The sequence below is a fragment of the Streptomyces sp. enrichment culture genome, from assembly GCF_964272855.1.
GTDB lineage: Bacteria > Actinomycetota > Actinomycetes > Streptomycetales > Streptomycetaceae > Streptomyces.
Map to the genome: position 1 here is coordinate 2,108,084 of NZ_OZ186847.1, position 15,057 is coordinate 2,123,140.

The 15,057-nt window shown below is 74.9% G+C and carries 6 protein-coding genes and 1 pseudogene; all 7 read right to left on the reverse strand.

Going from position 1 to position 15,057, the window contains the following annotated elements:
* Positions 1-89: 89 nt before the first annotated feature.
* Positions 90-485 carry an Mpo1-like protein gene (locus tag ACSU6L_RS09105; protein ID WP_437055332.1) on the reverse strand — a complete coding sequence of 132 codons (396 nt, stop codon included), beginning with the start codon at positions 483-485 and terminating at the stop codon, positions 90-92.
* Positions 482-2,224, reverse strand: coding sequence for a DUF6875 domain-containing protein (locus ACSU6L_RS09110; RefSeq protein ID WP_437055334.1), 1,743 nt, complete (start codon positions 2,222-2,224; stop codon positions 482-484). Before ACSU6L_RS09110 ends, ACSU6L_RS09105 begins: the two co-directional genes overlap by 4 nt.
* The gene (locus ACSU6L_RS09115; RefSeq protein ID WP_437055336.1) at positions 2,221-3,585 is read right to left on the reverse strand and encodes a cytochrome P450; all 1,365 of its coding nucleotides are present in this window, start codon (positions 3,583-3,585) and stop codon (positions 2,221-2,223) included. Before ACSU6L_RS09115 ends, ACSU6L_RS09110 begins: the two co-directional genes overlap by 4 nt.
* On the reverse strand, positions 3,582-4,697 hold the full coding sequence (locus ACSU6L_RS09120) for a UbiA family prenyltransferase (RefSeq protein ID WP_437055338.1): 1,116 nt from the start codon (positions 4,695-4,697) through the stop codon (positions 3,582-3,584). The genes ACSU6L_RS09115 and ACSU6L_RS09120 overlap by 4 nt, the downstream gene beginning before the upstream one ends.
* Positions 4,698-4,910: 213 nt before the next feature.
* Positions 4,911-6,524, reverse strand: coding sequence for a bifunctional 3-(3-hydroxy-phenyl)propionate/3-hydroxycinnamic acid hydroxylase (locus ACSU6L_RS09125; protein WP_437055340.1), 1,614 nt, complete (start codon positions 6,522-6,524; stop codon positions 4,911-4,913).
* Between the two features lie 28 nt (positions 6,525-6,552).
* Positions 6,553-9,636, reverse strand: a pseudogene (locus ACSU6L_RS09130) (type I polyketide synthase); the annotation flags it as partial.
* Between the two features lie 69 nt (positions 9,637-9,705).
* Positions 9,706-15,042 carry a type I polyketide synthase gene (locus tag ACSU6L_RS09135; RefSeq protein ID WP_437055342.1) on the reverse strand — a complete coding sequence of 1,779 codons (5,337 nt, stop codon included), beginning with the start codon at positions 15,040-15,042 and terminating at the stop codon, positions 9,706-9,708.
* Between the last annotated feature and the right edge of the window lie 15 nt (positions 15,043-15,057).

The following is a 15,057-nucleotide window of genomic DNA, read 5'->3' on the forward strand; positions in this document are numbered from 1 at the left end:
CACGGCACAGGACACGCCGCAGGAAACGGCACAGGGCCGCCCCGGTCGTTCGGCACGGCTGGGGCGGTCCCGCGTCGTGGCCCGGTGGTTCAGGCGGACGCCTTGCGGGGCGCCGCGTCCGGGGCGGGTACCGCGGACAGGGCGGCGCCGGCGGTGTCCCGTTCGGCGGTGAGGCGGGCCACGAGTTCCTTCAGCTCCGCGTTGCGGCCGGTCGCCATCATCCAGATCATCTTCAGGTCGCCGGAGAACGCGGCCCCCGGGTCCGTCACCCCGACCGGCAGGTTGCGTTCGAAGACCAGATGGCCGGTCCAGGCGAACGAGAAGAACAGGCCCGGTACGGCCCACAGGTCCCGGGCGCGGCGGCGCCGGGCGGCGACCGCCGCGGCGCCCAGGGCCGCGGCCATCCCGGCGACGTGCATCCAGCGGCTGGCCTCGCTGGTGTGGCCCAGCATGTACGCCTCGAAGCGTTCGTCGAAGTCCCTCACCTTGCCCCACTTCCCTCGGACATGGCCTGCTCGGCCTCCTCGTACACCTGTCGGAACAGCGGATCGACGGCGGCACCGCGTGCGTAGCGGTCGCCGAAGCGGCGCCGGTACTCCGCGAACAGTGCGGGGTCCCGGTGCAGGAAGAGCACGTCGTGCAGGGCCATCCGGCGCATCGCCAGCAGCGGCAGCGGGGAACGGGAGACCCTGAAGCGCGGGTTGCGTGCGGCCGGTTCCGGGCAGTCCGGGTGGAACTGCCCCAGCATCAGGCCCCGGCGGGCGAGGGCCGGCTTCAGCTCGGCCTGCGTCTCGTCCAGCAGCCGCCACAGCGGGCGCGGCAGGTCGGGCAGGACCGCCACGGCGGTGTGCAGGGTGCGGTTGGAGTGCGCCCAGTCGGTGGTGTCCAGTTCGTCGGCGAGGCCGTCGACCAGGGCGTGCAGTTCCTCGCGTGCCCGGTCGGGCGGGATGCCGCGCACGGTCCGGGTGCGCACCGTGCCGGCCCGCAGCGCGGGTTCCACGAAGGGGCAGACCGCGCCGGGGCGGCCCAGCTCGGGGTGCGGGCTGGTGAGGTAGCCGCCCATCCACTGCAGGACGACGTCCAGGGCGCGGTCGGCGTCCGTGTCGTGCGCGTCCGGTGCCTGGCTGGCCGGGCGTGCCGGGCGTGCCTCCACCACCGCGGACCCGCCCGGCAGCCGGGTCACCGCCGTGACGGTGAAGCCGGCCCGGTGCAGCAGCGCCTCGGTCTCCGCCCGGCCGCGCTCCCGGCCGCCGTCGAACAGCGTCATCATGTACAGGTCCATCAGCGCGCCCCACTCGGCCCGTTCCGGGTCGTCGGCGGGGTCGGCCATGTGGTCGACCAGGGCCAGCCGGGTGCCGGGCGGCATCGCCGCGCGGCAGGACCGCAGCAGGCGTACGCAGGAGTCGTCGTCCCAGTCGTGCAGGATGTGCCGCAGGACGTAGAGGTCGCCGCCGGTGGGGAGCGTGCCGAAGAAGTCGCCCTCGACCGCGTCGCAGCGCTCCCCCAGACCGGCGGCGGCGAACCGGGCGCGGGCGGCGGGCAGCGCTGCCGCCCGGTCGACCAGGACGCCGCGCAGCCCGGGGCGGGCGGCGAGCAGTCCGGCGAGCAGGGCGCCGTCGCCGCCGCCCACGTCGACCACGACGCCGGTGCCGGTGAGGTCGAGGGCGTCGAGCACTCCGCGCAGTTCGAGGGCGAGGCCGGTCTCCTGGGAGCGGTCGAAGACGCCGCGCAGCCAGGGGTCCGCGTCGAGGTGGGCGAAGAAGTCGACGCCGTGTTCGGCGGCGTACGCGGGGCGGCCCTCCCGCACCACCCGGGGCAGTCGCTGCCAGGCGGGACCGGTGGCCGAGAGCGCGAGCAACGCGGTGGGCAGCGCGGAGCCGGGCGCGTCGGAGCGGAGGGTGGCGCCGAGCGGGGTGAGCCGGTAGCGCACCGGCGGGGTGGTCCCGGCGGCCTCGAGCACCCCGAACGCGGCCAGCGCGCGCAGCAGCCGGGTCAGCAGGGTCGGGTCGGCACCGGTGCGTTCGGCGACGGCGCGGGCGTCGAGCGGGCCCCCTTCGGCCAGCAGGTCGGCGAGTCCCAGCTCGGCCATCGCGCACACCGCGCGGGAGCGCAGATGCCCGTAGATCATGCGTCGCATGCGCAGCGCCTCGCGGGCCTGTCCGGCGTCGGGCAGCGGTACCGCGGCGGGTAACGCCCCCGCGCCGGTCCGGGTGGGGGCGCTCACGGCCGCACCGCCGGGGTGCGGCCGACCCTGGCCGGCAGGCCGTCCTTGGGGAACAGGGCGGGGATGCCGGCCGGCTGGGGGTCGGTGACGAGGAGTTCCAGCGAGGCGCGCTGGACCACGCGGGACAGCACGGTGGGCACGACCAGGGCGGCGAGTCCGCTGCCGATGCAGCGCCGGGTGCCGTACCCGTAGGGGAAGTATTCGAAGGGGGTGGGTGCCCGGTGTCCCGGCTGGTCGCGGTCCCAGCGCTCGGGGCGGAAGGCGTCCGGGTCGGGCCACAGCTCCGGCTGCCGGTGGGTGATGTACTGCGAGACGGCGACCAGGCTGCCCGCGGGCACGGTGTGGCCGTCGTGGGTGAAGGAGCGCAGGGCGCGGCGCGGGCTCATGGTCACCGGCGGGTGCAGCCGCATCGACTCGTGCACGACCCGGTTGAGGTGGTGCAGGCGGCGCGCGTCCCCGGGGGTCGCGGGGGCGTCGCCGAGGACGCGGGCGGTCTCCTCGCGGGCGGCCTCCCACACGCCGGGATCGGACACCAGGTGGTAGACGGCCCAGCCGACGCCGGAGCTGACCGGGTCGTAGCCCGCGATCAGCGCGCTCACGACCATGTCGCGGATCTCCTGGTCGGTCATCGCCGAGCCGTCGTCGGCGCGGGCGCGGAGCATCACGCCGATCAGGTCGTCGCCGTCGGGGGTGCCGGGGTCCGCCTCCCGGCGGCGGCGCGCGATCTCCGCGTACACCAGGGCCTCCACGCCCGCGACGCCGTCCAGCGCGCGGCGCCGGGCGCGGCCGGGCAGCCGCCAGGCGACCAGCTGGCGGGGCAGCGGGTAGTCCATCAGCTCGTGGATGCGGTCCAGGTGGAACGTCAGTTCGCGCCCCCGGCTGGCGAGTTCGGGGCCGCAGAAGGCGCGGATCATCGCGGCCCGGACGGCTTCGCGCAGCTCCTGGTAGACGTCGACGCGGCGGCCCGGCGTCCAGGCCCGCACGGTGGCGTCGACCTCGTCGACGATCAGCCGGGTGGCGCGCTCGACGGCGGCGCGCCCGAACGCGGGGCGGGCGGCCCGCCGGACCCGGTCGTGGGGCGCCCCGTCGGTCGTGACGAGGGCGGTGTCGCCCGCGATGGGGAGCAGCATGTCGTAGGCGCCGGTGAACACGAAGGTGTCGGGGTCGCCGAGGATCCGCGCGTTCGCGGTCGGGCCGAACAGGAAGACCGTACGGGCGGGTCCGAAGCCGAAGGCGCACACGTCGCCGTAGGTCCGGGCGAGGTGGGTGAGCCCGTGCGGCAGGGAGCGCTGGAACTCCCGCAGGGCGCGGGCGTAGGCGGCGGGGGTGCGCGGTCCGGGGATGTGGCTGCGGCGGGTCATGCCGCGGTCTCCTTCCTGGCGGGGGCCGGGGCCGGACCGTCGGCCGGCCGGTTCCGTACGTCCTGGGAGCGGCGGGAGTCGAGGGCGACGCGGTCGCTGCCGAGCAGCACGGCCGCCCCCAGGGCGACGGCCACGGCGGTCGCCCAGCCGGGCTCGGTGAGCACGAGGAGCGTGGCGAGGAACGCGGTGGACAGCAGCATGTCCCGCTTGAGGACCTGGTTGGCGGTGGCCGCGTCCGGTGCCTTGGCCATGGCCCGGCACTGCAGGTAGGCGAGGACCGCCCAGGGCAGCGCCAGCAGGGTGAGCGCGGGCAGGGCGCCGCCGAGCACCAGCAGCGGCAGGCTGAGGTAGCCGACGAGGGTCATGGCGGTTGCGGCGCGGGCGGCGGAGGCGCGGTCGGGGAAGACGGTGGCGGAGGTACGCAGGCCGGCCGCGCGGTCGCCGTCGTGGTCGGGGAGGTTCTTGACCATGCCCTTGGCGACGAACCACACGATCAGGAAGCCGATGAGGGCCCAGCCCTCCGCGTCGGGGGCGCGCACGCCGTGCAGTCCGGCGAAGTAGCCGAGGACGAACGGCCGGAAGACGGCGAGGCTGAAGGCGAACAGCCCGGCCACGGGGCGCGCCTTGAGCCGCAGCGGCGGATAGGAGTACTGGTGGGCGCCGATCAGGGAGATCACCGCCGCGGCGACGTAGTCCCAGCCGTACAGGGGCGCGCTGGCCAGCACGGCCACGCTGAGGAGGTGTCCGGCGGCGACCACGCGGCGGTCGCCGGCGCGCAGCAGCAGCCAGACCCGGCCGGGTAGGTTGCGGCTGTCCTCCTCCAGGTCGGTGTGGGCGTTGTAGAGGTTGGCGATCAGCCCGTAGACGAGGGTGAGGAAGAGGCCGAGGACGTACCGCCAGTCGAAGGCGGGGCCGGCCACGGTCCAGCCGAGGGAGAAGGCCAGCAGACCGGGCACGCAGGTGCGCGGGCGGCCCAGCATCAGCAGGATCCGCACGGTCTCGGCGAATCCCGCGGTGCCCCGGCTGCCCTGTGCGGCGCGGACCCGTTCGTCCGGGGTGAGCGCGGTGAACTCGGCCATGCCGAGGGGTCGTTCCGTGGAGTACGTCGTCACACGAGTCCCTTTCGTCGGTGCGAGGGGGCGGTGCGGCGGGCGGGCGGAGCCGGGGGCGCACCCGGAGGCTGGCCGCAGGCCTTCGACGACCGCTCGACGCCCGCTCGGACACCGGTGGAACGCGCAGGTCACCACAGGGGGGCGGCGGGAAAGCCGGAAGCCCGCGCAGAGGGTGCTCTGCGCGGGCTTCCGCCTCGGGTGCCTCCTCCCGGGTCAGACGGCGGCGACCGCCGCGGGGGCCGAGAACGCGCTGTGCGCCTCCCGGATCAGGGCTCGTACGTCGTCGGCGCCGGTGGCGGCGCCGTAGACGTAGTAGTCGGGGCGTATCAGTACGGCGGTCGCGTCGGCGCCGGTGAGGAACGGCAGGTAGACGTCGTCGGCGTCGACCACCTCGCCGGGCCCGGCCTGCGCCGGGTCGGTGCCGGCGGGCAGCACGCGGACGGTGTGCGCGCCGAGCCGGTCGAGCGCCCGCCGTTCGCCGTCGCCGAGCAGGGCGGCCGGGTCGTCGGCGGTGAGCAGGACGAAGCCGAGGCCGACGACCTTGTCGAACAGGGCGCTGTGCGCGCCCCGGGCGACCGTCGCCTGCGGGGAGAGGGAACCGGCCGGCCTGGCGGGCCTGCCGTTCGCCGCGCGGCGCAGGAAGCCCTTGGCGAGCGGCTGGAGCGGGGAGCGCTGCTGGGACTCGCCGCGCGCGGCGGCGCGGTCGGCGGCGGCCTTCATCACCAGGTCGCGGTCGGCGGCGGCCTTGGGGTCGGTCTGGCAGATGATCCGGCCGAGGTTGACCGACATGGTGATGGCCCACTTCACATGGGTGCGGCGCTCCTCCTCGTAGTCGTCGAGCACCTGCGGCCCGGCGACGCCCGCGAGCAGCGCGTCCAGCCGCCAGGCCAGCGCGCCCGCGTCGCGGAAGCCGGAGGACATGCCCTGCCCGGCGAACGGCGGCATCAGGTGGGCGGCGTCGCCCGCCAGGACCAGCCGGCCGCCGTGCCAGCGGTCCGCGTAGCCGGCCTTGAAGGTGTAGACGTGGTGGCGGCGCAGGGTGGAGTTGTCGGGGGTGGCGTCGAACAGCTTCAGCAGCTCCCAGGAGGCCTCCGGGGTGTTCAGCCCCTCGATGGTCTCCCCCGCGATCCGCATGAACTCGTAGCGGCGGTTGCCGGGTCCCGCCGACACCGAGGTGCGGGGCCGGGCCGGGTCGCAGATCTGCAGGTTGTTCGGCTCGAAGACGCGGTCGTCGTGGTGGACGACGTCGCAGACCAGCCAGTCGTGGGAGAAGCCGAGGTCGGACAGCTCGCTGCCGAGGGCGCGGCGGACGAAGCTGTTGGCGCCGTCGCAGCCGACCACCCAGGACGCGGTGAACCGCCGCTGTCCGCCGTCCCGGTCGACCGCGGTGACCTCGACGGTGTCGCCGTGCTCGGTGAGGGCGGTCACCTCGTGGCCGCGGTGGACGGTGATGTTGTCGAGCCCGGCGCCGCGCGCCTCCATCTCGGCCTCGAGCGCGGGCTGGTACATCGAGGTGGACTCCGGCCAGCCGGCCAGCTTCCGTTCCGAGCCGTCGATGTGCAGCAGCACCTGGCCGTCGGCGTTCTGCCACAGGTACTCCCCGGAGGGCTCGCCGATCCGGCCGACGAGCCCGCCGATGCCGGCGGCGGACAGGGTGCGGGCGCCCTCGCCGTCGAAGGCGACGGCGCGGGGCATCGGGTAGGCCTGGGGCCAGCGTTCCACGACGGTGACGGTGCGGCCCCGGTCGGCGAGCAGCAGCGAGAGGAGCTGGCCGACGGGCCCGTAGCCGACGATCAGGACGTCGGAGTGGGCGGGCGGGTACGTCATCTCAGGCACCCCCGTTCGCGAGGTCGGCGGCCAGCTGCTCGACCAGGTACTCGGCGACGTACGCCGGGGTCGGGTAGTCGAACAGCAGCATGGGGCTGAGCGGGACGCCGGTCGCCTCGACCAGCCGGTTGCGCAGCTCGACGGCGCTGAGGGAGTTGAAGCCGACCTCGAAGAACGGGCTGTCGCCGTCGAGTTCGTCGTCGAAGGTCTCGTCGGGGTTCTGCTGGGTGCGGGCGATCTCGGCCTCGGCGGTGATCAGTTCTACCAGGGTGTCGGTCCGCTCGGCGTCGGTCAGTCCGGCCAGCCGCTCCAGCAGCTGCCGCCGGGTCGCCTCCAGGGCCGCGTCCTCGGGCTCGGCGCCGGGGGTGGTGGTCTCGGTCGCTTCCTCGACGGCGGTGATGGTTTCGGTCATGACGGTGCCGGCCTCCAGCCAGTAGTCGCGGCGCTGGAAGGCGTACGTCGGGAGTTCCACCCGCCGCGCCTCCTCGGGGTACAGCGCCGTCCAGTCGATGCGGACGCCCCGGGTGAACAGCCCGCCCGCGGCGCCGAGGGCGGTGTGCGCGTCGGGGGCGTCGACGCGCAGGGCGGGCAGGAAGGCGACGGCGTCGGCGGCGTCGCCCAGGCAGGCGGGTCCGAGCGCGGACAGCACCGCGCCGGGGCCCAGCTCCAGGAAGGTGGTGGTGCCGTGGTCGTGCAGGGCGCGCACGCCGTCGGCGAACCGGACGGCGGCCCTGACGTGCCCGACCCAGTATTCGGGGTCGGTGAGTTCGGCCGGAGCGGCGATCTTCCCGGTGACGTTGGAGACGACCGGGACGCGCGGCTGGGCGTAGGTGAGCGAGGCGGCGACCTGCCGGAACTCGTCCAGCATCGGGTCCATCAGCGGCGAGTGGAAGGCGTGGCTGACGGTGAGCCGCTTGACCCGCCGGCCGCGCGCCCGCAGCTCCTCGCCGATCGCCTCGGCCTGCGCCTCGACGCCGGACACCACCACGGACTTGGGCCCGTTGACGGCGGCGATGCCGACGCCGTCGGTGAGCAGCGGCAGCACCTCGTCCTCGGTGGCCTGGACGGCGACCATGGCGCCGCCGGCCGGCAGGGCCTGCATCAGCCGGCCGCGGGCGGCGACCAGGCGGGCCGCGTCGGCCAGGCTCCACACCCCGGCGACGTGCGCGGCGACCAGCTCGCCGACGGAGTGCCCGGCCAGGGCCTGCGGACGCACACCCCACGACTCGTACAGCCGGTACAGGGCCACCTCGACGGCGAACAGGGCGGGCTGCGTGAACTCCGTGCGGTTCAGCTCGTCGGCGTCCACGTCCTTCAGCGGCTTCGGCAGGTGCCGGTCCAGCTCCGCGACCACCGCGTCGAACGCCTCGGCGAACACGGGGAAGGTGTCGTACAGCTCCCGCCACATGCCGGGCCGCTGCGAGCCCTGGCCGGTGAACAGCACGGCCAGGCGGCCCTTCGTGCGGCTGCCGCGCGCGACGCCGGGTGCCGAGGCGTCGCCCTCGGCGAGGGCGCGGACCTTCTCCCGCAGGGCGTCCAGGCCGTCGCCGACGACCACGGCCCGCTCGTCGAAGGCGGTGCGGGTCAGCGCCAGGGAGCGGCCGACGGCGTACGGGGTGAGGTCGTCGTCCGCGGTGTCGAGGAAGGCGTCCAGGCGGGCGGCCTGCTCGCGCAGCGCCTGGGGGGACTTGGCGGACAGCGCCCAGGCGACGGGACGCCCGGTCACGGGCTCCGCCGGGGCTTGGGAGTCGGTGTCGGCCTCGGCGCCGGCTTCCTCCAGCAGGACGTGGGCGTTGGTGCCGCTGATGCCGAAGGAGGAGACACCGGCGCGGCGCGGGCGGCCGTCCTCGCGGGGCCAGGGCCGGGCCTCGGTGAGGAGCCGCACCGCACCGGCCGACCAGTCGACCTTCGGCGTCGGCTCCTCGACGTGCAGGGTCTTCGGCAGCTGCTCGTTGCGCAGCGCCATCACCATCTTGATGACGCCCGCGACACCGGCGGCGGCCTGCGCGTGCCCGATGTTCGACTTCAGGGAGCCCAGCCACAGCGGCCGGTCCTGCGGCCGGTCCTGCCCGTAGGTCGCGATCAGCGCCTGCGCCTCGATCGGGTCGCCGAGCACGGTGCCGGTGCCGTGCGCCTCGACCGTGTCCACGTCGGCCGGGCTCAGCCGGGCGGCGGCGAGGGCGGCCTTGATGACGCGTTCCTGGGACGGCCCGTTGGGCGCGGTCAGCCCGTTGGAGGCACCGTCCTGGTTGACGGCGGAGCCCCGCACGACGGCCAGCACGCGGTGCCCGTTGCGCCGGGCGTCCGACAGCCGCTCCAGGACCAGGACGCCCGCGCCCTCGGCCCAGTTGGTGCCGTCGGAGGAGGACGAGAACGCCTTGATGCGGCCGTCGGGGGCGAGCGCGCGCTGGGCGGCGAACCCGACGTACGCGTCCGGCGTGGCCATCACCGCGACACCGCCCGCGAGGGCCATCGAGCACTCGCCGCCGCGCAGCGCCTGGACGGCCATGTGCAGGGTCACGAGCGAGGACGAGCAGGCGGTGTCGACCGTGACGGACGGGCCGGTCAGGTCGTACAGGTAGGAGACCCGGCCGGACAGCACGCTGCCGGACTTGCCGAGGCCGAGGAAGGCGTCGACCCCCTCGGGGAGCTTGCGCACCCCGTTGGCGTAGTCGTGGTACATCAGGCCCGCGAAGACGCCGGTGTCGGTGCCGCGCACGGTCTGCGGGTCGATGCCGGCCCGCTCCAGGGCCTCCCAGACCAGCTCCAGCAGGATCCGCTGCTGCGGGTCGGTGCCCAGGGCCTCCCGGTCGGAGAGGCCGAAGAAGCCCGCGTCGAAGGCGCCGGCGCCGTGCAGGATCCCGGCCTCCTTCACATAGGTGGTGCCGGGGTGACCGGGCTCCGGGTGGTAGAGGCCGTCCAGGTCCCAGCCGCGGTCGGTGGGGAAGCCGGTGACGGCGTCACGGCCGCCGGACACCAGGGACCACAGCTCCTCGGGCGAGGTGATCCCGCCGGGCAGCCGGCAGGACATGCCCACGATGGCGATGGGCTCTTGGGCGGCGGCTGTGATCCGCTCGTTCTCGCGCTTCAGCCGCTCGTTCTCGGTGAGGGAGGCGCGAAGGGCCTCGACGAGCCTTTCGTCGGAAACAGTCATGATCTTCTCTCCCGGTCCGAGACCGAATCAGTTGGCCGCGCCGCTGAGGGCACGGGCGACGAGGCTCTCCACGTCCATGTCGGCGATCACGTCGGCCGCCGGTTCGGGTGTGTCCGCGGCCTGCGCGGCGGGCGCGGGGGCGGGCTCGGGGGCCAGCTCCTCGTGCAGGCGCCTGGCGAGCGCGGCCGGTGTCGGGTGGTCGAAGACGAGCGTCACCGGCAGCCGCACGCCGGTGCGGGCGGCGAGCTGGTTGCGCAGTTCGACGGCGGTCAGCGAGTCGAAGCCCAGGTCCTTGAAGGCCTGGTCGTCCGCCACCTGGTCCGCGCCCGCCAGTCCGAGCACGGCGGCGGCCTGCTCGGCGACCAGGTCCAGCAGGGCCTGGCCGCGCTCCTCGGCCGGCAGCGCGGCCAGCCGCTCGGGGAACGACTCGGCGGCGTCCGGGGCGGACGCCACCTGCGCCGACCGGCGGGCCGGGCGGACCAGCCCCCGCAGCAGGGCGGGCGTGGCCGCCTCCCCCGTACGGGCGTTCAGCGCCGGGAAGTCGAACCGGGCGGCGACCAGGGCGGCCTCCGGGCCGCGCAGGGCGGCGTCGAAGAGGGCCATGCCCTCCGCGCCGGTCAGCGGCCGCATCCCGCTGCGGGCCATCCGCTCACGGTCGCTGTGGGCGAGGGTGTCCTGCATGCCGCCGTCCTGCTCCCAGACGCCCCAGGCGAGGGAGACGGCGGGCAGCCCCGCGTCCCGGCGCCGCTGGGCGAGCGCGTCGAGAAAGGCGTTGGCGGCGGCGTAGTTGGCCTGGCCGGCGCTGCCGACGGTGCCCGCGATGGAGGAGTACAGGACGAAGGCGGACAGGTCCAGGTCCTTCGTCAGCTCGTGCAGGTTCCAGGCGGCGTCGACCTTCGGCTGGAAGACCCTGTCCAGCCGCTCGGGCGTGAGGGCGGAGATCACACCGTCGTCGAGGACACCGGCCGTGTGCACGACCGCCGTCAGCGGCTGCTCGAAGGACGCGATGAGCGCCTGCAGGGCCGTACGGTCGGCGGCGTCACACGCCTCGACCCGCACATCGGCACCCAACTCCACCAGCGCGTCCCGCAGTTCCGCAGCGCCGTCGGCCGCGATGCCGCGCCGGCTGGTCAGCACCAGGTGCCGCACGCCGTGCTCGGTGACCAGGTGCCGGGCCAGCAGGGCACCCAGGGTGCCCGTACCGCCCGTGATCAGCACCGTGCCCTCCGGGTCCGGGCCGCGACCCGTACCGGCGGGCGTCGCACGGGCGAGGCGCGGCGCACTGACCGCCGACTCACGGATCACCAGCTGCGGTTCACCGGACCCGGCCACCGCGGCGGCGATCTCGTCGGGCGTCACGCTGTCGTCCGCGTCGACGAGGACGTACTGCCCCGGGTTCTCCGACTGGGCCGACCGCACCAGCCCCCACACGGCGGCGGCGGCCGGCTCGGTGACGTCGCCGGCGGCACCCCGGGTGCGCAGCACCAGCGTGGTGGACTCCAGCTCGGGAGCGGCGGACCAGGTCTGCACGAGGTCCAGGGCGCGGACGGCGAGTTCACGCGCCCGCTCCGGCCCCTCGGCCGCCTGCGCCCGGGTGAGGTCGGCGATCACGACGGCTGGTACGTCGGCGCCCGCCCGTACCGCCGCGGCGAACTCCCGCGGATCGGTGTCGAGCACGGCGACGGACGGGGCCGCCCCCGAGACCGTGACGGGCACCTGCTCGACGCGGAACAGCGCGTCCTGCGCGAGGGCCCGGCCCGGCGCGAAGGCGTCCGGCGCCGACGGCCGGGTCACCAGGCCGCCGATGACGGCGACGGGGGCGCCGGACGTGTCGGCCAGCTCCAGCCGGACGCCCTCGCCGTCCGCCGGGACCGCCCGCAGCCGGAGCGCGGTGGCGCCGGAGGCGTACAGGGCGACCTGGTTCCAGGCGAACGGCAGCCGTGTCTCGCCGCTGTCCGCGTCGAGGAAGCCGGTCGCCTGGAGGGCGGCGTCCAGCAGGGCCGGGTGGATGCCGAAGCCCTCCGGGGACTGGCCCTCGGGCAGCGCGACCTCCGCGAACAGCTCCTCGCCCTCGGTCCACACGGCCCGCACGCCCTGGAAGGCGGGCCCGTAGCCGTATCCGGCGGCGGCCTTCGCCTCGTAGAAGCCGTCCAGAGAGATCCGCTCGGCGCGCGCGGGCGGCCAGGCCGTGAGGTCGAACTCCGCGTGCTGCGGCTGCTCGGTGAGGGTGCCGCTGACGTGCCGCGTCCACGGGGTGTCCGGGCCGGCGTCCTGCGGGGCGGAGTAGACGCTGACGGAACGCCGCCCGTCGGCCGCCGCGCCGCCGACCACGACCTGGACACGGACGCCCTGCCGCGCGGACAGCACCAGCGGCGCCTCCATGACCAGCTCGTCGACCGCCCCGGCCCCGGCCTCGTCACCGGCCCGCACCACCAGCTCGACCAGAGCCGCGCCGGGCACCAGGAGCGTGCCGCCGACGGCGTGGTCCGCGAGCCACGGGTGCGTACGGACCGACAGCACGCCGGTGGCCAGCACCCCGCCCGAGTCCGGCAGCGCAACCGAGGCACCCAGCACGGCGTGCCCGGCGGACGTGAGGCCCAGCGAGGCAGCGTCGGAACGCGTGTCCAGCGGGCGCAGCCAGTACCAGTCGCGCTGGAAGGCGTAAGTCGGCAGCTCCACCCGGCGTCCACCGGCGGCCAGCGCGCCCAGCTCCGTGGGCAGCCCGGCCGCGAACAGCCGGCCGACCGCCGTCACCGCGCTGTACGGCTCGGCGACACCCGTGCGCAGGAACGGCACGAACAGGGCGTCCGAGTCGTCCGCGACGCACTCCTGTCCCATCGCGGTCAGCACCCCGCCGGGGCCCAGCTCCAGGAACGCGGTGACGCCCTGCTCCTGGAGCGCCGGAACCGCGTCGGCGAAGCGGACGGCGTCCCGGACGTGCCGCACCCAGTAGTCCGGGGAGGTCAGCTCCTCCGCGGTCGCCAGCTTGCCGGTGACGTTGGAGACGACACCGATGCGCGGGGCGTTGTAGGTGAGCCCGGCCGCGATCTGCCGGAACGCCTCCAGCATCGGGTCCATCAGCAGCGAGTGGAACGCGTGGCTGACCGTGAGGCGCTTGGTCTTGCGGCCCTGCGCCTCGAAGACGGCGGCCACGGCCTCGGCAGCAGTGTCCACACCGGAGATCACCACCGACGTGGGCCCGTTGATCGCCGCGATACCGACCTCGTCGGTCAGCAACGGCAGCACCTCGGCCTCCGTCGCCTGCACCGCGATCATCGCGCCGCCCGACGGCAGCGCCTGCATGAGGCTGCCGCGCGCGGCGACCAGACGCGCCGCGTCCTCCAGACTCCACACGCCGGCCACGTGCGCGGCCGCCAGCTCACCGATCGAGTGACCCGCCACGAAGTCCGGACGGACACCCCACGATTCGGCGAGGCGGAACAGCGCCACCTCGATCGCGAACAGCGCGGGCTGCGTGAACTCCGTCCGGTTCAGCTCCTCGGCGCCCACGTCCTTCAGCGACTTCGGCAGATGCCGGTCCAGCTCCGCCACCACCGCGTCATACGCCTCCGCGAAGACCGGATACGTCGCGTACAGCTCCTGACCCATACCGAGCCGCTGGGCGCCCTGACCGGTGAAGAGTGCCGCGACCCGGCCGCCGCCCGTGGGGGAGGTCGGGGTCTGCCCCTCCGCGAGGGCGCGCAGTCCGGCGACGGCCTCGTCGCGGTCGGCGGCGACCACCACGGCCCGGTGCTCCAGCGCGGCCCGGCTCTCCACCAGCGACCAGGCCACGTCCAGCAGGCCGGCCGCCTCCTCGGCGAGGTGGTCGGCCAGGCGTGCGGCCTGGGCGCGCAGGGCCTTCGCCGAGCGGCCCGAGACGACGAGCGGGAGCGGGCCGGTGAACTCGCCCTCTTCCGGGGCTGTTTCCTCTGCGTCAGGGGCCTCTTCGATGACGACGTGGGCGTTGGTGCCGCTCACGCCGAAGGACGACACGCCCGCGCGGCGCGCCCGCCCCTCCTGGCGGGGCCACGGACGGGCCTCCGTCAGCAGTTCCACCGCACCCGCCGACCAGTCCACCTTCGGCGTCGGCTCGTCCACGTGCAGGGTCTTGGGCAGCTCCTCGTTGCGCAGCGCCATCACCATCTTGATGACACCGGCGACACCGGCGGCGGACTGCGCGTGCCCGATGTTCGACTTCAGCGAGCCGAGCCACAGCGGGCGGTCCTCGGGCCGGTTCTGGCCGTACGTCGCGATGACGGCCTGCGCCTCGATCGGGTCGCCGAGCGAGGTGCCCGTGCCGTGCGCCTCGACCGTGTCCACGTCCGCCGGCGTCAGCCTGGCGCTGGCCAGGGCGGCCTTGATGACGCGCTGCTGGGACGGGCCGTTGGGCGCGGTCAGGCCGTTGGAGGCGCCGTCCTGGTTGACCGCCGAGCCGCGGACGACGGCGAGCACCTGGTGTCCGTTGCGGCGGGCGTCGGACAGCCGCTCCAAGAGGAGGAGACCCGCGCCCTCGGACCAGTTGGTGCCGTCGGCGGTGGCCGCGAAGGCCTTGGCGCGGCCGTCCTTGGCGAGGCCCCGCTGGCGGGAGAACTCGACGAAGCCGTCCGGGGTGGCCATGACGGCGACGCCGCCGGCCAGGGCCATGGTGCACTCGCCGTTGCGCAGGGCCTGCGCGGCGAGGTGGATGGCGACGAGGGAGGACGAGCAGGCCGTCTCCACGGTCACCGCGGGGCCTTCGAGGCCGAGGGTGTAGGAGACGCGGCCCGCCGTCGCGCTGCCCGAGTTGCCGATGCCGAGCATTCCCTCCACGGACGGCGGGATGTGCCGTCCGGTGGGGGCGTAGTCGTGGTACATGACGCCGGTGAAGATGCCGATGCTCTGACCGCCCAGCGAGGTCGGGTCGATGCCGGCCCGCTCGAAGGTCTCCCAGGAGGTCTCCAGGAGGATCCGCTGCTGCGGGTTCATCGCCAGCGCCTCACGCGGGGAGATCCCGAAGAAGGCGGCGTCGAACTCGCCCGCGTCGTGCAGGAATCCGCCGTGCCGGGCGTAGGAGGTGCCGGTGTGGTCGGGGTCGTCGTCGAAGAGGTTGTCGAGGTCCCAGCCGCGGTTGTCGGGGAACTCGGTGATGGCGTCGACCCCGTCGGCGACCAGCCGCCACAGGCCCTCGGGGCCGGTGACGCCGCCGGGCAGCCTGCATCCCATGGCGACGATGGCGATCGGCTCGTGCCGCTCCTCCTCGATCTCACGGACCCGGCCGTTGGCGCGGCGCAGGTCGGTGAGGGCCTTCTTCAGGTACTCGCGGAGCTTGTCCTCGGTGTTTCCGGCGGTTCCGCCGTTCGCGGGGTTTCCGGTGCTGTTGCTCATGTCTGCCTCTGTGTC